21 protein-coding genes are annotated in these 20,376 nt (G+C 69.5%); 17 read left to right on the top strand and 4 right to left on the bottom strand.

Features of this window, described 5'->3' with window-relative positions; all coding sequences use genetic code 11:
• Position 1: 1 nt before the first annotated feature.
• The 3 genes from ACGFIF_RS39390 to ACGFIF_RS39380 all read left to right on the top strand — a co-directional run bounded on the left by ACGFIF_RS39390 (position 2) and on the right by ACGFIF_RS39380 (position 3,009).
• Positions 2-1,018, top strand: a complete 1,017-nt coding sequence (locus ACGFIF_RS39390; protein ID WP_393162057.1) for a quinone-dependent dihydroorotate dehydrogenase — start codon at positions 2-4, stop codon at positions 1,016-1,018.
• Positions 1,015-1,872, top strand: a complete 858-nt coding sequence (gene pyrF, locus ACGFIF_RS39385; RefSeq protein WP_393162055.1) for an orotidine-5'-phosphate decarboxylase — start codon at positions 1,015-1,017, stop codon at positions 1,870-1,872. The genes ACGFIF_RS39390 and pyrF overlap by 4 nt, the downstream gene beginning before the upstream one ends.
• Before the next feature lie 123 nt (positions 1,873-1,995).
• Positions 1,996-3,009, top strand: a complete 1,014-nt coding sequence (locus ACGFIF_RS39380; protein ID WP_393162053.1) for a DUF4037 domain-containing protein — start codon at positions 1,996-1,998, stop codon at positions 3,007-3,009.
• Here ACGFIF_RS39380 and ACGFIF_RS39375 read toward each other — a convergent pair.
• Complete coding sequence (locus ACGFIF_RS39375; RefSeq protein ID WP_393162051.1) at positions 3,006-3,860, bottom strand: LysR family transcriptional regulator; 855 nt, start codon at positions 3,858-3,860, stop codon at positions 3,006-3,008. The genes ACGFIF_RS39380 and ACGFIF_RS39375 overlap by 4 nt on opposite strands.
• 69 nt (positions 3,861-3,929) lie before the next feature.
• Between ACGFIF_RS39375 and ACGFIF_RS39370 the strand changes: the two genes are divergently transcribed.
• The 11 genes from ACGFIF_RS39370 (at position 3,930) to ACGFIF_RS39320 (ending at position 14,009) form a co-directional block, all read left to right on the top strand.
• Positions 3,930-5,009, top strand: a complete 1,080-nt coding sequence (locus ACGFIF_RS39370) for a DMT family transporter (protein ID WP_393162049.1) — start codon at positions 3,930-3,932, stop codon at positions 5,007-5,009.
• A gap of 44 nt (positions 5,010-5,053) precedes the next feature.
• Positions 5,054-5,386, top strand: a complete 333-nt coding sequence (locus ACGFIF_RS39365) for a hypothetical protein (RefSeq protein ID WP_393162047.1) — start codon at positions 5,054-5,056, stop codon at positions 5,384-5,386.
• Between the two features lie 185 nt (positions 5,387-5,571).
• A complete protein-coding gene (locus tag ACGFIF_RS39360; RefSeq protein WP_393162045.1) occupies positions 5,572-5,946 on the top strand; it encodes a hypothetical protein in 375 nt (124 codons plus the stop codon).
• A gap of 103 nt (positions 5,947-6,049) precedes the next feature.
• Positions 6,050-6,364, top strand: coding sequence for an integration host factor, actinobacterial type (gene mihF / locus ACGFIF_RS39355; RefSeq protein WP_132320042.1), 315 nt, complete (start codon positions 6,050-6,052; stop codon positions 6,362-6,364).
• Between the two features lie 71 nt (positions 6,365-6,435).
• Positions 6,436-7,047 (top strand): guanylate kinase, encoded by a 612-nt coding sequence (gmk, locus tag ACGFIF_RS39350; RefSeq protein ID WP_393162255.1) that lies wholly within the window; start codon positions 6,436-6,438, stop codon positions 7,045-7,047.
• 2 nt (positions 7,048-7,049) lie between these two features.
• Entirely contained in the window at positions 7,050-7,352 is a 303-nt protein-coding gene (gene rpoZ, locus ACGFIF_RS39345) for a DNA-directed RNA polymerase subunit omega (RefSeq protein WP_393162042.1), read from the top strand.
• 203 nt (positions 7,353-7,555) lie between these two features.
• The gene (gene coaBC, locus ACGFIF_RS39340; protein ID WP_393162040.1) at positions 7,556-8,854 is read left to right on the top strand and encodes a bifunctional phosphopantothenoylcysteine decarboxylase/phosphopantothenate--cysteine ligase CoaBC; all 1,299 of its coding nucleotides are present in this window, start codon (positions 7,556-7,558) and stop codon (positions 8,852-8,854) included.
• Positions 8,855-8,866: 12 nt separating this feature from the next.
• The gene (locus tag ACGFIF_RS39335; protein WP_393162038.1) at positions 8,867-9,355 is read left to right on the top strand and encodes a GNAT family N-acetyltransferase; all 489 of its coding nucleotides are present in this window, start codon (positions 8,867-8,869) and stop codon (positions 9,353-9,355) included.
• 40 nt (positions 9,356-9,395) lie between these two features.
• On the top strand, positions 9,396-10,511 hold the full coding sequence (locus tag ACGFIF_RS39330) for a winged helix DNA-binding domain-containing protein (RefSeq protein WP_393162036.1): 1,116 nt from the start codon (positions 9,396-9,398) through the stop codon (positions 10,509-10,511).
• Between the two features lie 185 nt (positions 10,512-10,696).
• Positions 10,697-11,890 (top strand): methionine adenosyltransferase, encoded by a 1,194-nt coding sequence (metK, locus tag ACGFIF_RS39325; protein WP_393162034.1) that lies wholly within the window; start codon positions 10,697-10,699, stop codon positions 11,888-11,890.
• A 94-nt stretch (positions 11,891-11,984) separates the two neighbouring features.
• On the top strand, positions 11,985-14,009 hold the full coding sequence (locus ACGFIF_RS39320) for a primosomal protein N' (protein ID WP_393162032.1): 2,025 nt from the start codon (positions 11,985-11,987) through the stop codon (positions 14,007-14,009).
• A gap of 3 nt (positions 14,010-14,012) precedes the next feature.
• Here ACGFIF_RS39320 and ACGFIF_RS39315 read toward each other — a convergent pair whose 3' ends face one another.
• Positions 14,013-15,002 carry an ArsR/SmtB family transcription factor gene (locus ACGFIF_RS39315; protein WP_393162030.1) on the bottom strand — a complete coding sequence of 330 codons (990 nt, stop codon included), beginning with the start codon at positions 15,000-15,002 and terminating at the stop codon, positions 14,013-14,015.
• A gap of 73 nt (positions 15,003-15,075) precedes the next feature.
• On the opposite strand from ACGFIF_RS39315, the gene ACGFIF_RS39310 reads away from it, so the two are divergent.
• Entirely contained in the window at positions 15,076-16,287 is a 1,212-nt protein-coding gene (locus ACGFIF_RS39310; RefSeq protein WP_393162028.1) for an MDR family MFS transporter, read from the top strand.
• Here ACGFIF_RS39310 and ACGFIF_RS39305 read toward each other — a convergent pair.
• Positions 16,220-17,554, bottom strand: coding sequence for an MFS transporter (locus tag ACGFIF_RS39305; RefSeq protein WP_393162026.1), 1,335 nt, complete (start codon positions 17,552-17,554; stop codon positions 16,220-16,222). The genes ACGFIF_RS39310 and ACGFIF_RS39305 overlap by 68 nt on opposite strands.
• Before the next feature lie 97 nt (positions 17,555-17,651).
• Between ACGFIF_RS39305 and ACGFIF_RS39300 the strand changes: the two genes are divergently transcribed.
• Positions 17,652-18,602: an Lrp/AsnC family transcriptional regulator gene (locus ACGFIF_RS39300; RefSeq protein ID WP_393162024.1), complete on the top strand. Its 951-nt coding sequence runs from the start codon at positions 17,652-17,654 to the stop codon at positions 18,600-18,602.
• A gap of 10 nt (positions 18,603-18,612) precedes the next feature.
• Complete coding sequence (locus tag ACGFIF_RS39295) at positions 18,613-19,233, top strand: HAD family hydrolase (protein ID WP_393162022.1); 621 nt, start codon at positions 18,613-18,615, stop codon at positions 19,231-19,233.
• Here the strand turns inward: ACGFIF_RS39295 and ACGFIF_RS39290 are convergent.
• Complete coding sequence (locus ACGFIF_RS39290; RefSeq protein ID WP_393162020.1) at positions 19,226-20,374, bottom strand: hypothetical protein; 1,149 nt, start codon at positions 20,372-20,374, stop codon at positions 19,226-19,228. The genes ACGFIF_RS39295 and ACGFIF_RS39290 overlap by 8 nt on opposite strands.
• Between the last annotated feature and the right edge of the window lie 2 nt (positions 20,375-20,376).

The following is a 20,376-nucleotide window of genomic DNA, read 5'->3' as shown; positions in this document are numbered from 1 at the left end:
GATGTATAGCCGAGTCGTCCGGCCGGTCCTGTTCCGGCTGGGGAAGGGCGACGCGGAGGTCGCGCACGAGCGGACGTTGCAGGGGTTGCGGCTGCTGGGCCGCGTCCCTGGACTGGCCCGGTGGCAGACCGGCCCGGAGCGGACGGTCTTCGGCGTCCGCTTCCCGGGGCCGGTCGGCCTGGCCGCCGGGATGGACAAGAACGGGCTCGCGTTGCGGGCCTGGCCGGCGCTCGGGTTCGGGTTCGTCGAGGTCGGCACGGTCACCGCGCACCCGCAGCCCGGTAATCCTCGGCCGCGGTTGTTCCGGCTGGTCGAGCACGAGGCTGTGATCAACCGGATGGGGTTCAACAACCTCGGCTCGGAGGCGCTGGCCGCGCGGCTGGCGGCGTACGGACCGCTCGGGTACCCGCTGGGGATCTCGATCGGGAAGTCGAAGGTGACCCCGCTCGAAGCCGCCGTCGAGGACTACGTGACCTCGCTGCACCGGCTCTACCGGTACGGCGACTACTTCGCGGTCAACGTGAGTTCGCCGAACACACCGGGGCTGCGGGAGTTGCAGGACGCCAGGCACCTGCGTGAACTGTTGACCGCGCTGCACGCCGAAGCTGCCGCGCTGAGCGTCGGCGGGCTGGCGGGTAAGCCGATCCTGGTGAAGATCGCGCCGGACCTGACCTCGTCGGCGATCGACGAGTTGCTGCAGGTGTGCACCGATGTCGGCATCGCCGGGATCATCGCCACCAACACGACCATCGGCCGGCCGGGTGTCGAGGCGCACCCGGTGGCAGCCGAGACCGGTGGGCTGTCGGGGCGGCCGCTGACCGAGCTGGCGGCCAAGACGGTCGCCCACATCCACGCGGAGACCGGGGGAGCGCTGCCGATCATCGGGGTCGGCGGGATCCTCGAGCCGGCCGACGCTGCCCGGCTCTTCGACGCCGGGGCCAGCCTGGTCCAGGTCTACACCGGTCTGATCTACCGCGGGCCCGGTCTCGTCCGTCGCATCAATCGAGGAGTGACATGAGCAACGAACCTTTCGGCGCCCGGCTCCGGGCGGCGATGGACACCCGCGGCCCGCTCTGCGTCGGGATCGACCCGCACGCGCATCTGCTGGACTCGTGGGGTCTGCCGGACACGCCCGAGGGTCTGGCGTCCTTCACGTACGGCGTGGTGGACGCACTGGCCGATCGGGTCGCGGTGTTCAAGCCGCAGTCGGCCTTCTTCGAGCGGTTCGGATCGGCCGGGATCGCCGTCCTCGAGCAGGCGACGATCCGGCTCCGGGACGCGGGTGCGCTGGTGATCATCGACGCGAAACGCGGTGACATCGGGTCGACCATGGCCGGCTACGCGTCGGCCTACCTGGCCGAGAAGGGGCCGCTGGCGTGTGACGCGCTGACGGTCAGCCCGTACCTCGGGTTCGGGTCGCTGCAGCCGGCCATCGACGAGGCGCGCGCGGCTGGTGCCGGCTTGTTCGTGCTCGCGCTGACGTCGAACGCGGAGGGGCCGCAGTTCCAGTCGGCGCGGACGGTTGCGGGTCCGACGGTCGCGGGCGCCGTACTGGACGGTCTGCGCGAGCTGAATGGGACGGACCTCGGTTCTGACGCACCCGCCGATGCCCTCGGCTCCTTTGGTGCTGTGGTGGGCGCGACGATCGCCTCCACTGACGAGGATCTGGACGTTCGTGGGCCTCTGCTCGCGCCGGGGCTGGGTGCTCAGGGTGGGACGGCCGAGGGGCTGACCAAGGTCTTCGGTTCGGCTGTGCGGAACGTCGTACCGTCGAGCTCGCGGGAGATCCTCGGGGCCGGGCCGTCGGCCGCTGCCCTGCAGGACGCGGCCGATCGGGCCAATGACGGCTTCCGGCGCGTCCTCGGATACTGACAAACACCGGCCGAAACCGGTAGAATTTGCTTTACTGAAATCACCGAATGGCGCGGATCAATTCCGCGCCATTTTCGTTGTTTTTCTTGAATTCGCCGGCCGGGGCGTGCGATCTTCGTCGGCATGTGTTCCGATTTTGTTTCCGGGCAGGAGTTGAGTCGGCGGTTCTACACCGAGGCGGTCCGGCCGGTGCTCGAGTCGTCGTACCCGGGGCTGCCGTACAGCGCGGCGTTGCTCGGCCGGGGCTCGGAGGTGCTGGGCTTCGACGACGAGATGTCGGGGGACCACAACTGGGAGCCGCGGGTCCTGCTGTTCCTGCGCAAGGACGATCAGGTCCGGCACGGCGACCGGCTGGCCGACGCGCTGAGCCGGGAGGTGCCGACCCGGTTCGCCGACCGGCCGACGGAGTACGGCATCCACACGCTCCGCAGCTACTTCCTCGAGCAACTGGACTTCGACGTCGAGGGGGAGATCGGGGCGCGGGACTGGTTCACCTTCCCGGAGCAGAACCTGCGCATGATCACCGCGGGCGCGGTCTTTCACGACGAGATCGGCCTGCAGGCCGTCCGGGACCGGTTCGGGTACTACCCGCGCGATGTCTGGCTGTACCTGATGGTCGCCGCGTGGTGGCGCGTCCACCCGGAGATGAACCTGGTCGGCCGGGCCGGATACGTCGGAGACGAGCTCGGGTCGGCCTTGATCGGGTCGCAGCTCGTGCAGGATCTGATGCGGCTGTGCTTCCTGATGGAGCGGGAGTACGCGCCGTACTCGAAGTGGTTCGGTACGGCGTTCGCGCGGCTGTCCTGTGGCCCTTCGCTGGCACCGATCCTGGGGAAGGTTCTCCGGACCGAGTCGTGGCAGGCGCGCGAGGAGGCCCTGATGGCGGCGTACGGGGCGGTGGCGGCGCTGCACAATTCGCTCGGCATCACGCCGCCGGTGACGACCGGCATCGAGCGGATGTGTGACCGGCCGTTCAAGGTCCTGTGGGGTGACTTCCCGGGCGCGCTGACCGCGGAGATCAAGGACCCGGAGGTACGGCGGATCGCCGAGCGGTGGCCGGTCGGTGGGATCGAACGGTTGCGAGACGCTCTGTGGAAGGCCCGTGATCGCCGGCGGCTGATCGCGCTGTTCGACTAGCCGTTGCGGTAGAGGCTGGTCAGCAGGGTGACGGCGGCCTGCGTCGCGGGATGTGGGTCCTGGCGGTGCCAGATGAGGTGGACGTCGACCGGGGGCGCGTCGCGGACCGGGCGGTAGACGACGCCGTCGCGCCGGTACTGCGTGACGGTCGCGTGCGGGGTCAGACCGACGCGGCGTCCGGAGGCGATGGCGGCCAGCCAGTCGTCGACGTCCTGGGTGTACTCGAGTTTCGGCCGGGCGTCCGCGGGCCAGAGGTCGGCCGTCGTACTGCCGGTCCGGCGGTCGATCACGAGGGTGCGATCGCTGAGCTGATCGAGGGTGAGAGTGCGCTTCTTCGCCAGCGGGTCGTCCGCGGCCAGAGCGCAGTACCGGCGTTCCTGGGCTACGGTCGCGTGCGCGAACCGTCTGCTGTCGACCTGTGTCCGCACGATCGCCAGGTCGCACAGTCCTTCGGCCAGTCCGCCGGTGGCCGTGTTCGTCCTAACGAGTTGCAGCTCGACGTCCGGATGCTCGGCCGCCCAACGCCGCTGGAACTCCGCCGTGTACTGCCCGACCGCCGACCAGGCGTGCCCCACCCGCAGCCGCGTGTGCCCGGTTGTTGCCTCCCGCACCAATTCGTCCACCTCGGCCAGCACCTGCCGGGCCCGGGCCAGCACCTGGACGCCGGCAGCCGTCGGTGTGATCGTCCGGCTGGTCCGATGCAACAGCCGAACCCCGAGTTCCCGCTCCAGACTCAGCAGGTTCCGCGACACCGCCGCCTGCGAGACGCCCAACTCGATCGCCGCATCCGTGAAGGTCCCCGCATCGACGATCCCCACCAGACACCGCAACTGCCTGAGCTCCACATCCATAACCCCAGCGTATAGATCCCGCCCCAGCCGCATTTTGCGAACGCAGCCCCCACCCACACCCTCGAGAACATGACCGCCACCCACCCTGCAGCCGGCGAAGCTCCGAGCACCCTGCTCGGCGCCGACGGCGGCCGGGCTGCAGTCCAGCCCGCCCCCGCCGGTGACTCCGGCTCGACCGTGCCTACTACTCCCGCCCCGCGGTTCATCGCGGTGCTGATGATGCTGAGTAGCGGGCTGTCCACGCAGGTGGGCGCGTCCTTGGGCGCCCTGGCGTTTCCGGTGGTTGGGCCGGTCGGTGTGGTGGCGGTTCGGCAGTGGGTGGCTGGAGTGGTGCTGGTTGCCGTCGGGCGGCCGAACCTGCGGGCTCTCACCGGACGGCAGTGGCGGCTCGTGCTGGGGCTGGCGGCGGTGTTTGCCGTGATGAATCTGTCGCTCTACACGTCGATCGACCGGGTCGGGCTCGGGCTTGCGGTGACGTTGGAGTTCCTGGGGCCGTTGGCGGTGGCGTTGCTGGGCTCGCGGCGCCTGATCGATCTGCTCTGCGCTCTGGCCGTGGCGCCCGCGGTTGTGCTGCTGACCCGGCCGCAGGCGACCACGGACTACCTGGGAGTCGGCCTGGGCCTGCTGGCGGCTCTCTGCTGGGCCTTCTACATCCTGCTCAACCGCCGCATCGGCCGGGAGCTCCCCGGTGTACAGGGCGTCGGCGCCGCGGCCGCGGTGTCCGGGCTGGCGTACGTGCCGATCGGCATCGTGGTGCTCTGGCACCACCCGCCGACACCCGCGGCCCTCGCGTACGCCGTCGCGGCCGGCCTGCTCTCGTCCGCCGTACCCTTCCTCGTCGATCTGCTCAGTCTGCGCAGGGTGTCGGCGCAGTTCTTCGGTGTCTTCATGAGCGTCAACCCGGTCCTCGCCGCCCTGGTCGGACTCGTGGTCCTCGACCAGCGTCTCGGCCGGCTCGACTGGCTCGCCATCGCAGTGATCGTGACCGCCAACGCGATCGCACTGTCGACCGGCCGACGCAGCACATCACAGCGCGGTTCCAGTCCACGGGTGCGACGTTCTTCACGGCGTGCCCTGGCCGGACGTGACCCCGGCGTTCGGAAGGGTTGCGGGGCGACGGGGAGCGACGGTCTTCCCGCGGAAGAGTAAGGATCTCAATGCGTAAGGTTGCGGCCCTCGCGGCGGTAGTGACAATGAGCGTCGGTACCTTGACGGCGTGCTCGGGCGGCGACTACTGCGGCGAGCTGCAGAACTATGCCGAGTCGGCCAAGAACCTCGACATCAAGGACTCTGCGGCGGTGGACAAGATGCTGTCCGAGGCGAAGAAGGTGTCCAAGTCGGCGCCGGACGACCTGAAGGACGACTGGAAGATCGTCATCGACTACGCCGACAAGGCGAAGGACGCGAACGGCGACACCGGCAAGCTGACCGAGCTGGCCAAGAGCGACGGCGAGAAGATCGCCCCCGCGTTCGAGGCGATCACCAAGCAGGCCAAGGACACCTGCAAGGTCGAGATCGAGGGCTGACCCGGCCGCGTGGTGCGGGGCCGGCCATGATCGGCCGGCCCCGACCGTTCCCGGCACCTTGATAGCTGAGAGCAAATACGGTCCTGACGGGAAAGCATCCGTTTCGGATGGTTTGGTCACTAACTGTAGCGTCGCGGGTAGCACCGCCCCGAGGACCGACCTCCCGACCCCCGAGGATGAGAGCTTTGAAGCGCACACTCGCCGTCGCCGCGACGCTGATCGCCGGCACCGCCACCCTGACCGCCTGCACCGAGGAGCAGGCCTACTGCGTCGATCTGGCCGGGTACGCCGCCAACGCGGTGAACGTGGACCCGCAGAACCCGGCCGACTACACCAAGATCCTCGAGGACGCGAAGAAGCTGCAGGGTTCCGCGCCGGCCGAGGTGAAGGACGACTGGGGTGTCGTGGTCGCGTTCGCCGAGAAGGCCAAGGCGGCGGGTACGGACCGTGTCGAGCTGGCTCGGCTGAGTAAGGAGACCGGCGGGGTGATGACGGCGTACAAGACGATCAGCACGCACGCGAAGGACTCCTGCAAGGTCGACGTCCCGCAGTTGAACTGAGACTGGAACGATCGATTCCGTCCGGTCGCGGAGTTGGCGCCGTGACCTGCCCGAACCCGTGTTAGGTTCCCTTGCGAAGCCATACAACGGGACAGGTGAAACGGTGCCACTTCCTTCTTTGACCCCGGAGCAGCGAGCGGCGGCTCTGGACAAGGCCGCGGCGGCGCGGCGTGAACGAGCCGAGATCAAGAACCGGATCCGGCATTCGGGAGCGTCTCCGACGGAGGTGCTCCACGAGGGGCAGACCAACGACGTGATCGGCAAGATGCGGGTCAGTGCGCTGCTGCAGTGCATCCCGGGCGTGGGCAAGGTCCGCGCCCAGCAGATCATGGAACGCGCGGGGATCTCGGAGACGCGGCGGGTGCGCGGCCTCGGCTCGAACCAGATCGCCGCTCTCGAACGCGAATTCGCCGAGTGAGCCAGACCGAAACCCTGGCCGGCTCGTTGGACACTGGTGTGAACATGACCACGCACAGGACGGACGAGACGATGGCTCCGCGGCAGGACCCGTCACGCAGCGCCGGCGGCGGGAACGCCCAGCTGACCGTGCTGGCCGGGCCGACCGCGGTCGGCAAGGGGACGGTGGCGGCGGAGATCCGCGAGCGGTTCCCCGACATCTGGATCTCGGTGTCGGCGACGACGCGCAAGCCGCGGCACAACGAGGTGCACGGAGTGCACTACCTGTTCGTGTCGGACGAGGAGTTCGACCGGATGATCGCCGACGGTGAGCTGCTCGAGTGGGCGGTGGTGCACAAGGCGGCCCGGTACGGGACGCCGAAGCAGCCGGTGCTGGACAAGCTCGCCGAGGGCCGGCCGGCCCTGCTCGAGATCGACCTCCAGGGTGCCCGCCAGGTCCGCGAGACGATGCCGCGGGCGCAGTTCGTCTTCCTCGCCCCGCCGAGCTGGGACGAGCTGGTCCGGCGGCTGGTCGGTCGCGGCACCGAGACGGCCGAGGAGCGGGAGCGCCGGCTGGAGACCGCGACGCTCGAGCTGGCCGCCGAGAAGGAGTTCGACGTGACGATCGTGAACGCCTCGGTTCGGGAAGCCGCCGATCAGTTGGTAAAGTTGATTCGATCACCCCATATCCCTGGAAAGAGCTGAACTTGTCTGCCAAGGAACCAGTCGCCATCGGCATCACCTCCCCGCCGATCGACGACCTGCTCACCCACACCGACTCCAAGTACAAGCTGGTGCTGTACTCGGCCAAGCGGGCGCGGCAGATCAACGCCTACTACTCGCAGCTCGGCGAGGGCCTGCTGGAGTACGTCGGTCCGCTGGTCGAGACCCATGTCCAGGAGAAGCCGCTGTCGATCGCGATGCGCGAGATCAACGACGGCGTGCTGACCTGCACCGACATCGACCCCGAGGCCGAGGCGGAAGCCGCCGCCGCGGAGAAGTCCGAGTAACTGAGTGTCCCGTGGGCGGTGTGACTTGACGCTACCGGCGCCCAGGCACGCACCTCGCGGCACTGGCGGAGCATCCACGATGCTCCGCATCGCGGACGCTCCTCCAGCACCACGATGCACGCACCTGGACACCGCTATCGTTCAAGCCACACCGCCCACGGGACACTACTCGCGATGACGACCGGGAACGGGGTCCTCTGCTGATGTCCGCAACCGGTGACCAGACCCCCGGAGCCACTCACGGCCCGGGGGATTCTGACGTCCCTGCCAAGGCTCGCCCGAACGTCGTCCTCGGGGTCGGTGGCGGCATCGCGGCGTACAAGGTCTGTGATCTGCTCCGGCGGCTGACCGAGTCCGGGCACAGTGTGCGGGTGGTGCCGACCGCGGCCGCGCTGGAGTTCGTCGGCGCGGCGACCTGGGCGGCGCTGTCGGGTCAGCCGGTGACGGCCGACCCGTTCGACAACGTGCAGGAGGTCCCGCACGTCCGGATCGGCAAGGCGGCCGAGCTCGTGGTCGTCGCCCCGGCCACGGCGAACCTGATCGCCAAGGCCGCGCACGGGCTGGCCGACGACCTGCTCACCAACACGCTGCTGACGGCCCGCTGCCCGATCCTCTTCGCGGCCGCGATGCACACCGAGATGTGGGAGCACCCGGCCACGCAGGCCAACGTCGCCACGCTCCGGTCCCGCGGGATCACCGTCCTCGAGCCCGCCGTCGGCCGCCTCACCGGCGCCGACACCGGTCGCGGCCGGTTGCCCGAGCCGTCCGAGATCTTCGCGATCAGCCAGCTGATGCTCGCCGACGAGGCCGCCCGGGCCGCCGGCCAGTCGGTCGCCGACCTGACCGGCAAGCACGTCCTGATCAGCGCCGGCGGCACCCGCGAGCACCTCGACCCGGTCCGGTACCTCGGCAACTCCTCGTCCGGCAAGCAGGGCTACGCGCTGGCCCGGATCGCCGCCGCCCGCGGCGCCAAGGTAACTCTGGTCGCGGCCAACTCCGAGCTGCCCGACCCGGCCGGCGTCCAGGTCGTTCCGGTGATCAGCACCAGGGATCTGTACGACGAGATCACCGGCCGCGCGGGTGACGCGGACGCGATCGTGATGGCGGCGGCCCCGGCGGACTTCCGGCCGGCCGATGTCGCCGAGCACAAGATCAAGAAGACCTCCGACGGCTCGGTCCCGGCGGTCGACCTGGTGCAGAACCCGGACATCCTGCAGACCATCTCGCACGACCGCCGCCGGAGCGACCAGGTGATCGTCGGGTTCGCGGCCGAGACCGGCGATGCGGAGCACAGTGTGCTCGAGCTCGGCCGGGCCAAGCTGGAGCGCAAGGGCTGCGACCTGCTGGTGGTGAACGACGTCTCGGGTGGCAAGGTGTTCGGCAGCGACAACAACGAAGCCGTCATCCTCGACCGCGACGGCAACGCCCTGCCCGTGCCGTCGGGCAGCAAGGACGCACTGGCCGGCGTGATCTGGAACCTGGTCGCCACCCACTGGCACTAGAGGGAGGCTGGTGTGGCGGTGCGGGTGGAGGTGGCTACCGAGGCCGATGTGCCGGTCATTCTGGGGCTTGCGGCCGAGGTCGAGCATTGGTTCGGTCCAATGGTCGGCAACCCGGGGTTCCTGCGCGCGGTGGACGAACACATTGCCCAGCAGCGTGCGCTCTTAGCGTTCGGCCCGGACGGGAAGCCGGCCGGAGGGGTGTTGTTCGGTGGCTCGTCGCCGCGTTTCGCGGTGCACTGGCTGGTCGTCTCCGATCGGGTGCGTGGTCAAGGCGTCGGACGCAGCTTGATGAGTGCCGTGATGGAACGGCTGACCCACGGGAGCGGCCTCGCCGCGGGCGAGGCGGTCGATGTGGTGACGTTCGGCGCGGACCATCCGGGTGCGATCACCAGCGGTGCACGGGTGTTCTACGAGCGCCTCGGCTTCACACCGGCCGAACCGGCGCCGGACGGGCCGGAAGGTGGTTCGCGCCAGGTCTACCGGTTGACCGGCGGGTCATAGCGGTCGGAAGCTGTCCGCTTCTGGCGTTAGCGTCGGGGTCATGGAGATCTCATGGCGGGCCGTGGTCGCCCGGCGGATGCGGCGACACCACCTGGCAGGTAACCCGGCGGCCTCCGCCGCGGACGCCGTACGGGCTATGTGTGGTGCGCATGCGCAGGTGTTGTCGGCGGGGGAGGTGTCTGTCGCACTCCGGCTCGACGATGCGACCCGGGAGACGGTTCAGCAGGCAGACGGCGTCGTGAAGTCGTTCGGACCGCGTGGCACCGTGCATCTGCTGCCGCTCGACGACCTGCCGCTGTGGACAGGCGCGTTGTCGGCCCTGCCACCCGGTCCGCCGCGGCCGGAGGCCATCCGGATGACGCCGGAGCAGACCGCTCAGGTGATCGCCGCGATCGGTGATGCGCTGGCGCAGGACGACCTGACCGTCGACGAACTGACCGAGGAGATCGTACGGCGGACCGGCCCGTGGGCAGGTGATCCGGTCATGGAGGCCTTCCAGGGCAACTGGCCACGCTGGCGGCAGGTGATCCCGGACGCCGCCACCGCAGGTGTCCTCTGCTACGGACCGAACCGCGGCCGCAACACGACGTACTCGAATCCGCATCGCCTCAAGCCGTTCGAGCCGATGCCCGGCGAGAAGGCGTTCACCGAGCTCCTCCACCGCTACCTGTACTCGTATGGCCCCGCGACCCCACAGCAGTTCGCGCGCTGGATCAACACCACCCTCGGCTTCGTCACGCCGTACTTCGATGCCCTGCCTCAGGTGGAGCTCGCCGGCCAACCTGCCTGGTGCGCGCCCGGCGACGACGAGTTCCCGGACGAGCCGGTGCGCGGCGTCAGGTTGCTGCCGTACTTCGACGCCTACGGTGTCGGCAGCTTCCCCAGGGAGTTGCTCTTCCCGGGCAAGGCGTTCACCAGAGCACTCGCCCGTGGTCAGGCCGGCAACTATCCGCTCCTGCTGGTCGACGGCATCGTCGCCGGCGTGTGGCACCAGAAGAAGTCCGGCCGGAAGCTCCATGTCACTGTCGAGGCGCTGACGTCCCTGAGTCGTGCCCGGCAGCGCCGGCTGGAGGCCGAGGTGGACCGGTTGGCTGCGATGCTTGGCTGCACACCATCGCTCACCCTGGGCGACGTGGCGGTCGGTCCGCACGCCTGACGACCGGCCGAATGTCCGGAATATGATCGCAAGTCTCGGATAGTGGATGAATTCGGAGCGTCACCGGGACGCGGGCGGAAACTGCTGGCATACTTCCCAAGATGCATCGCCAACCGCCGGTGCATGGGGGGATCGCGCGGTTCGTAGCACAGCCGCGCGGCACAAGAGGAATCCGAGGAGAACTTGTGGCGAGGCGCCTTTTCACGTCCGAGTCGGTGACCGAGGGTCACCCGGACAAGATCGCTGACCAGATCAGCGACTCCATCCTCGACGCGTTGCTGGCCGAGGACCCGAAGAGCCGCGTAGCGGTCGAGACCCTGGTCACCACGGGTCTGGTCGTCGTCGCGGGTGAGGTCACCACAACGGCGTACGTCGACATCCCCGGGATCGTGCGGGCACGCATCCTGGAGATCGGCTACGACTCGTCGCTGAAGGGATTCGACGGCGCGTCCTGTGGTGTCACCGTGGCCATCGGCAGCCAGTCGCCGGATATCGCGCAGGGGGTCGACACGGCGTACGAGACGCGCTCGGACGCGTCGCAGGACGCGCTGGACCTGCAGGGGGCGGGCGACCAGGGACTGATGTTCGGCTACGCGTCGAACGAGACGCCCGAGCTGATGCCGCTGCCGATCACGATCGCGCACCGGCTGTCCGAGCGGCTGTCCGAGGTCCGCAAGAACGGCACGCTGGCGTACCTGCGGCCGGACGGCAAGACCCAGGTCACGGTCGAGTACGACGGTGACAAGGCGGTCCGGATCGACACCGTGGTGGTGTCCAGCCAGCACGCGGCCGACATCAGCCTGGACTCGATGCTGAGCCCGGACATCAAGAAGCACGTGGTCGACCCGGTGCTCGAGCAGTTCGACATCGACTCGGCCGGCTACAAGCTGCTGGTGAACCCGACCGGGCGGTTCGAGATCGGCGGCCCGATGGGCGACGCCGGCCTGACCGGCCGGAAGATCATCATCGACACCTACGGCGGGATGGCGCGGCACGGTGGTGGCGCTTTCTCCGGCAAGGACCCGTCCAAGGTGGACCGGTCGGCGGCGTACGCGATGCGCTGGGTGGCGAAGAACATCGTCGCCGCCGGGCTCGCGGACCGGGTCGAGTGCCAGGTCGCGTACGCGATCGGCAAGGCCGCTCCGGTCGGCTTCTACGTCGACACGTTCGGGACCGAGAAGGTGCCGGTGGACAAGATCAGCGACGCGGTCCGCGAGGTGTTCGACCTCCGGCCGGCCGCGATCATCCGCGACCTGGAGCTGCTCCGGCCGATCTACGCCCAGACCGCGCGGAACGGCCACTTCGGCCGCACCGGCGAGGACTTCACCTGGGAGCGGACCGACCGGGTCGAGGAGCTGAAGGCCGCCATCAACAGCTAGTGGTACGACGTGGTTCGGCCCGGTTGTGGGAGTTGTCCACAGCCGGGCCGACGTCGTCCCACGCACTGTCGCCCGGGCGGACTAGAGTTTCCCGGTGACATCGAACGGGGACTCGCCGGAGCAGCTGACGCTGTTGCGGGACACCGTTCGCAAGTCCCGGACGAAGGAGCCGGCCGGGATCACCTCCGCGTTGCCGGTGGCCCGGATCGCGGTCGACGTCTCGTTACCGCACCTGGACCGGACGTTCGACTACCTCGTGCCCGACGACCTGGCCGAGGCCGCGCAGCCGGGTGTGCGGGTGAAGGTGCGCTTCGCCGGCAAGGACCTGGACGGGTTCGTGCTGGAGCGGCTCGAGTCCTCCGACCATGAGGGCAAGCTGTCCCGGATCCGCAAGGTCGTCTCGCCCGAGCAGGTGCTGACGCCGGAGATCGCCGACCTCTGCCGCGCCGTCGCGGACCGGTACGCCGGAGTCTTCGCGGACGTGACCCGCCTGGCCGTCCCGCCACGGCACGCGAAGGTCGAGGGTGAGGCTTTGCGCTGCGACCAGCCCGCGCCGCCGCCCCTGTCCACCTCTCGCTCCGAGTGGTCGTCGTACCCGTCGGGCTTCCTCGATGCGGTCGGTCGGTCAGAGGCTCCGCGCGCGATCTGGACCGCCGTACCGGGGGCTGATTGGGCGCTCGCATTCGCCCAGGCCGCGGCGGTGTGTGCGGCATCGGGTCGTGGTGCCCTGCTGCTCGTGCCGGATGCTCGTGATCTCGACCGGCTGGCGGCGGCCTGTACGACGGTGCTCGGTGCGAACGGGTTCGTCACGCTGTCGGCGGATCTCGGGCCCACGGCTCGTTACCGGGCCTTCCTCGCCGCGCTGCGTGGGTGTGCGCGGGTCGTGATCGGGACACGGGCGGCCGCGTTCGCGCCGGTGGCGAATCTCGGCCTGGTCGCGTTGTGGGACGACGGCGACGACTCGTACGCCGAGCCCCGTGCGCCGTATCCGCATGCCCGGGAAGTCCTTCTGTTGCGGGCGTATCGGCAGCAGTGTGCCGCGTTGCTCGGTGGGTTCGCGCGGTCGGTCGAGGATGCGACGCTGCTGGAGTCCGGGTTCGCGGCAGAGCTGATCGCGGACCGGTCGGTGATTCGGGCGGCCGCTCCCGCGGTGCACATCGCGGGGGAGTCGGACACCGATCTCGCCCGTGATCCGGGGGCTCGGGCAGCGCGGTTGCCGCACCGGGCGTTCGAGATCGCGCGGGAGGGGCTGCGGTCCGGGCCTGTGCTGGTGCAGGTGCCGCGGGCGGGGTATTTGCCGAGTCTGGTGTGTCAGACCTGCCGGGCGCCGTCGCGGTGTGCGACTTGTGGCGGGACGTTGCGTCGTACCGGTGGCGCCGGCCCGCCGAGCTGCAGCATCTGCGGGAGGCCTGCGGCTGACCACAGGTGCCCGGAGTGCGGTGACACTCGGATGCGCGCCGCGGTGGTCGGTGCGCGTCGTACGGCGGAGGAGTTGGGACGCGCGTTTCCCGGATTGGTCGTGCGTACGTCGGGTGGCGACAACGTGCTGGACGTCGTACCGGACAAGCCGGCGTTGATCGTCAGCACACCGGGAGCCGAGCCGGTTGCCGAGGGCGGCTACAGCGCGGCCCTGCTGCTCGACACCTGGCTGATGCTCGCTCGCCCGCACCTGCGCGCTCCGGAGGAGGCCGTACGGCGGTGGCTCAATGCGGCTGCTCTCGTCCGCGCCGACGGCGCCGTGATCCTGGTCGGTGAACCATCCGCGTTGCCGTTGCAGGCGGTCGTTCGCTGGAGCCCTGAGGGCTTCGCGGCCCGGGAGGTCGAGGAACGCCGGGCCGCCCGCCTGGCCCCGGCCGCCAAGCTGGCCGAGCTCACCGGTTCGTCCGAGGCTGTCACCGATCTGATCGGCCGGCTCCGTCAGTTGCTGCCGGCAACCGCTGGGTTGGAGGTCCTGGGCCCGGTGGACGTCGACGACGAGACGGTGCGAGCGGTCGTGCGGACGCCGCGGGCGGCTGGATCGGCCCTGGCGCGGACGTTGAAGGAGGCCCAGTCCGCTCGGAGCGCGAAGAAGAATCCCGGTTCGGTCCGGGTGCAGGTGGATCCGCCGAGCTTCGGCTGATGGTCAGGCAGTCGACGCCAGGGGAGTGGCCGCGATGAGTAGCTGGCTGCCGAGCGAGGTGCGGTAGTAGAGCACGGCCCGGCCGTCGCGGCGCGAGTCGACCACGCCGGCGTTGCGCAGGATGCTGAGGTGCACACTCAACGTCGGCGCCGACACCCCGAGCTGGTGAGCCAGATGTGTTGTCGACATCGGCAGATCCAGGTGACTCACGATCGCCGCGCGGGTGCGCCCGACCAGGTCGGCGAGCGGTGAGTCCGTGGTGTCCTGTCGGTCCTCCCACAACCGGCCGAGACCGCGCGGCGGGTAGGTGATCGTCGGCACGTGCGGCGCCGCGGTCACCGACAGGCCGGCCGGCCAGCTGAAAACGCACGGCACCAGCAGCACGCCCTGTCCGGCCATCGGCTCGCCGTCACAGGCGAACGGCCGATCGATCTCGATCCGGCTGACGCTGAACCGCACCGACGGATGCAGGTTGCGGAACAGCCGCTCGATCCCGCCGCTGGCCAGCTCGTCCAGCCGGAACGCCAGATCCTCCTGCAACAGCGAACGCATCCGCCGCCAGTCCGGCTCGATCGCCCGCCGCCAGTAGCTCTCCAGGGCCGAGGTGATCAGGTCCAGTGCCTTGGCCGGGTGGGCGATCAGGTCCGGCAGGAGTGGGTGAGGGGTCTCGTCGTGCAGCTTGCCGATCTCGTCGACCACGAGCTCGTGGGGGGTGGCGGCGATCGCGGCCAGGCCCGACTCGAGGCCGGTCATCCGGCGCGGCGGCGCCGGGGTGATGAAGTCCGGGATGTACCCGACGGGCGGAACGAGTGCCCTCAGCAACGTCAGGTCCGGGCCGTCGATGATCGGCTGAACCTTCTGCAACCACGGCCCGTGCACGCTGCGCGCGGTGTTGTTGCTCAGCGCCCGCACGCTGGTGACGGCCTCCCACACCGGCGACAGCGCGAACCGGATCCGGCCCACGTCGCCGGGGCTCAACCTGATCGTGATCACCGCCCCACCCTAACCGATTAGTCCTGTACCTAATCGTCGACAGCACCTCGGCGGCCCCCTGAGAGTTGTCCTCATGAGTACTGTCGCCGCCGTCGAGTCGCCCGCGCCCGCCCTCCCGCGGGCGTTCTGGGCGCTCTGGGTCTGCCAGTTGGTCAACCGCCTCGGCAGCTTCGTCCAGCCGTTCCTTGTCCTCTACCTGACCCAGGACCGACAGCTCTCGGTCGGTACTGCGGGTGCTGTCGCGGCTGCGGTCGGTGCCGGTTCGGTCGCGTCCCAGCTCGTCGGCGGTTGGCTGGCCGACCGCATCGGTCGCCGCGTCACCATGCTGATGTGCTTCTTCGGTACCGCCGGCGCGCTGATCCTGCTGGGGTCGGTCCGGTCGATGGCGATGATCTGGGCGGCGGCGTTCCTCGTCGGCCTGCTCGGCGACCTGTTCCGCCCGGCGGTGCAGGCGACCGTGGCCGACCTGCTCCAGCCGGGTGAGCGGGTCCGCGCGTACGGGCTGCTCTTCTGGGCCATCAACCTCGGCTTCTCCATCTCCACCGTCAGTGCGGGTGTGCTGGCGTCGATCGGCTACGGCCTGCTGTTCTGGCTGAACGCCGGTACGTCGGTGATCGCCGGCCTGGTGATCTGGACGATGGTGCCGGAGAGCCGCCCGGCCCTGGACGAGGGCACTTCGCGCCGGCCACTGCTGCCGGTGGCGCTCCGGGACACCGTGTTCCTGCTGATGATCCTGCTCCAGATCGGTTACGCCACCATCTACTTCCAGGGCTACTCGACACTGCCGCTAGCGATGGCGGACGACGGTCTGCCGTCGTCGACGTACGGGCTGGTGATCGCGCTGAACGGCGTGGTCATCGTGCTGGTCCAGCCGTTCCTCGGCAAGCGGCTGGCGAGGTTCGACCGGCCGAAGCTGCTCGCGGCGTCGATGCTGGTCGTCGGTCTCGGGTTCGGGCTCGGTGCGGTCGTGCACGACTGGTGGGGTTACGGGTTGTCGGTCGTGGTGTGGACGATCGGGGAGATCGGGTTCGCCGCGGTGATCGGTGCGGTGTTCGCGGACCTTGCCCCGGTCGACCTGCGCGGCGGGTACATGGGCATGTCCGGGATGGCCTTCGGCATCGGCACGGTGATCGGGCCGCTGGCCGGGACGAACGCCCTCGAGTCCTTCGGCCCGACCGCCACCTGGCTAGGGTGCGCGCTGCTCGGTGTGGTGATCTTCATCGGGCAGTACGCGCTGGCGCCGGCGCTGCACGCTCGAGCCGCCGCGAACGCGGCGACCGCATGACGTGAGCGGTCGCGACCGTCGCCGCGATCACCGCGGTCGCGACCCAGAAGGCTCGGTCCGGTGTCGCCGGGTGGTGCAGGAAGATCGTGCCCAGCCCGGCGACGCCGAGCGTCCCGCCGAACTGCTGGACCGCGTTGAGCAGCCCGGCCGCTGACCCGGTCTCCTGGGGCTGCACCCGGTGCAACGCCTCGGTGAAGAACGCCGTCGTGAACAGACCGACACCCACCCCGCACACGCCAAGCATCGGCAACTGCCAGACATGTGCACCCAGCACACCGACGAGCAGTACGCCAAGACCGACGTACATGAGCCGCGAACCGAACCGGGGGATCAGCCACCGGCCGGCGCACCAGGAGGCGATGCCCGAGACGGCCGACCACGGCAGCAGCATGAGGCTGGATCGCATCACGCCATGGTTGAGAGTCAGTTGCTCATGTAATACGACGACCAGTGTCAGACCACTCATCACAGCGAAGAACAGCGTCGACGTGATGAGCGCGGCCCCGAAGCCGTGATTCCGGAACAGGCTCAACTCGACGAGCTTCGCGGGGGAGTGTGCCTGCTGCAGGACGGTGAGACCGAGGACAGCGACGCCGATCGGGAGGAGGAGCCAGTCCCTCGACTGCAGGATCGGGTAGACGACGAGCGCCGTACCGATGATCAGCAGGCACGTGCCGATGAGGTCGAGCCCCGGGAGCTTGGGTGACCGTGACTCGGGCAGGAGATGAGCCAGCGCCAGTACGCCGATGCCCAGCGGCACGTTGACCAGGAAGACGGCTCGCCACGAGCTCACCTCGGTGATGAAGCCGCCGAGCAGCGGACCGGAGATCCCCGCCAGACCCATCACCGGCCCGATGCTGCCGAGTGCCTTGGGCAGGTCCGGCCCGTCGAAGCTGCTCCTGATCAGACCGATCGTCTGCGGGATCACCAGCGCCGCCGCGGCCCCTTGGACCGCTCGGGCGCTGATCAGTACGGCGGCCTCGGGCGCCAGCGCGCAGATCGTCGAGGTCACCACGAACCCCGCGACCCCGAGCCGGAACAACCGGCGCCGGCCGAAGCGGTCGCCGAGCCGGCCGCCGGTGATCAGCAGGGCCGCGAACGGCAGGGTGTACGCGGCGCTGAACCACTGAATGTCCGCCGCGCGCCCGCCCAGCTCACCGTGGATCACCGGGGCCGCGACCTGCACGATCGTGGCGTCCAGCAGGTTCATCGCCTCCGCCACCAGCAGGGCGATCAGCCCCACCCAACGCTTCTGCCTGTTTGTCATGCCAGCACGATCGCTTCGGGGTGGCCGGTTCTTCCATCGAGTCGGCGATGATTGCAGGAATCTTCCGATCGAGGCCGCTGTGGGCGATGATCCTCTCATGCTGGACGAGATCGACCGGGGCCTGATCCATGCGCTGCAGATCGACGGGCGGGCGCCGTACAGCCGGATCGGGACTGTGCTCGGGGTGTCGACGCAGACGGTGGCACGGCGCTACAACCGGCTGCGCGCGGAGGCCGGACTGCGGGTGGTCGGCCTGCCGGATCCGCAGCGCGCGGGTCGGGCTCAGTGGCTCGTCCGGCTGACCGCCACGCCGCAGGCCGCGCAGGATCTCGCGGCGGCGCTCGCACGCCGGCCGGACACGAGCTGGATCAAACTGGCATCGGGCGGGACCGAGATCGTGTCCATCGTCCACACCACGCCGAGCGACGGGAACACCCTGCTCCTGCACGACATCCCGCGGACGGCGGGCATCACGTCGGTCTCGGCCCACTACCTCCTACACGTCTACATCGGCGGGCCGACCGTCTGGCGTGGACGGGCCAAGAGCCTGTCCCAGGATCAGGAGACGGCTCTGCGCACGCCCACCACCGAGCGCGGCCCGGGGCGCTCGCTCGGAGCCGGCGACCGGACGTTGCTGACCGCGCTGGGGCAGGACGGGCGTGCCACCCTCGCGGATCTCGCCGACCGCACCGGATGGACGGCTGCGACCGTGGCCCGCCGGCTCGACGAGTTGCAGCACAGTGAGGCGATCTTCTTCGACGTCGATGTCGACCCCGCAATGCTCGGTGTCACCACCAGCGCGATGCTCTGCATGTCAGTGCCTCCCGCGCACGTGGACTCGGTCGGGCGCGCCCTGGCCGAGCACGACGAACTCGCCTTCGTCGCGGCAACCACAGGGCGCACCAATCTCGTCGCCCATGCTCTGTGTGCCAGTCCCGACGCCCTGCACACCTATCTGACCGAGCGGCTCGGCGCCCTGGAGTCCGTCACCGCGCTGGAGACCCTGCCGATCCTGCGGACCGTCAAGGCCGCGGCGCCGTTCGCATAGGGTTGCGGACATGACGGAGCGGACGATCGACGTGGTGGTGTTCGACATCGGCGGGGTGCTGCTGGACTGGAGCCCGGACTATCTGTACGCCGACCTGATCCCCGACGAGCAGGAGCGGACCCGGTTCCTGACCGAGGTGACGACGCGGGAGTGGAACCAGCAGCAGGACGCCGGCCGGCCGTGGGCGGAGGCGATCGCGGAGCTGACCGCGCTGCACCCGCAGCACGCCGAGTGGATCGAGGCGTACGACACCGGCTGGCTGCAGATGGTCAAGGGCCTCTTCGAGGACACCGTCGAGCTCGTCACCGAGCTCCGTGAGCTGGGCATCCCGACGTACGCGCTGACCAACTTCTCGGCGGAGAAATGGGAAATCGCGAAGGAGACGTTCCCGATCCTGACCGGGTTCGACGGTGAGGTCGTGTCCGGGGTCGAGGAGACGGTGAAACCGGGGGAGAAGATCTACCGGATCCTGCTGGAGCGGTACGACCTGGACGCGGCGCGCACGTTCTACACCGACGACGTGCAGTACAACGTCGACGGTGCCCGCGCGGTCGGCCTCGACGCCGAGCTCTTCACCGACGCCGCGACGCTGCGCAAGCACCTGCGCGACCGCGGGCTGCCGCTCAAGTAGCCGGCGCGGAGAAGGTTTCCGTGTACGTCGGGGTGGTCGCGAGCTGGGCCGCCTCGACGTAGACGGTGTTGTCCTGGCAGGTCAGCGGAGTCAGCGCGGTGCCGGGCTTGCCGGTGTAGACGCGCTGCGGTTGCTGCAGGCCGGGACGCCAGCGGTTGATCTGGTACGCCTCGGCGCCGTTGTCGACGGTTCTGGTCTCCCAGAGAATCCACTGGCCGCAGGCAATGATCGTGTCGGTGACGATCACGCCGAGAGCACGGGCGGGAGAGTCGGCCGACTCACGGACGTAGGCCTTGCTCTGGAACTGGTCCGGATCGGTCGCCCCGACCTCCGACCACACCGTTGCCCCGCGCAAGGAAGCACCGCTCCACTGGATGCACTTCGTCGCCGCCGGCACGGGGCGCGCCTGGCCGCCGGAGAGCGCGGCGGTCAGGATGCGCTTGCAGCGGTGGGAGGTCTCCGGCGCGGTGATCTCGCTGAACGTCACCGTGTCGGCCGACACCACCGGATCGGCGACGTACCCGGGATTCGGCACGCACGCGACGGTCCGCGACCTGAGCGTGGCGAGTTCGGCGACGATCAGGCAGGACCGGTTGCGTGCGTCGGTCGAGCTGTAGGCGAAGGTGCCGTCGGAGGCGCCGATCTCGGGCTCGGAGACCCTGGGCAGTTGCTTGCTCAGGTCTGCGGGCCGGCCGGTGGTCAGGTCGTAGCGGTAGACGCGGATCTCCGGATCCGGGCCCTCGGAGCGGATGTCCTCGATCAGGGCCCACCGGTCGTCGATGACCACCGGCGACTGGGCGACGAAGCCGGCCGGCGGGACATGCCGAACGACGACCTTCTTGCTGGTCCGGTCGGTGATGGTCGTCGTGCCCGCCTCGTCGCTGCCGCGGGTGACGAGGTACGTGCGTTGCTGCGTGACCAGGTGCAGGCCGTCGACGGGTTGCCGCATCAGCTTGGTCCACACCGGCAGCGCCGTACCGGTGTCGGTGGGCGCTGATGGTGTGGTGGTCGGTGTTGTCGGCGGTATTGCCGTGCTCGGTGTCTGACTTGTGCCCGGTGTCTGACTTGTGCTGGTGTCTGACGAAGAGCAGCCGGTGACGAGCAGCAGGACGGCAACGACCGCGACGGGTGGACGACGCATGC

The sequence above is a fragment of the Kribbella sp. NPDC049174 genome, from assembly GCF_043197365.1.
In the GTDB taxonomy this organism is placed as follows: Bacteria; Actinomycetota; Actinomycetes; order Propionibacteriales; family Kribbellaceae; genus Kribbella.
Note: the sequence above shows the minus strand (reverse complement) of the source record. Positions and strands in the feature narration are given on the sequence as shown.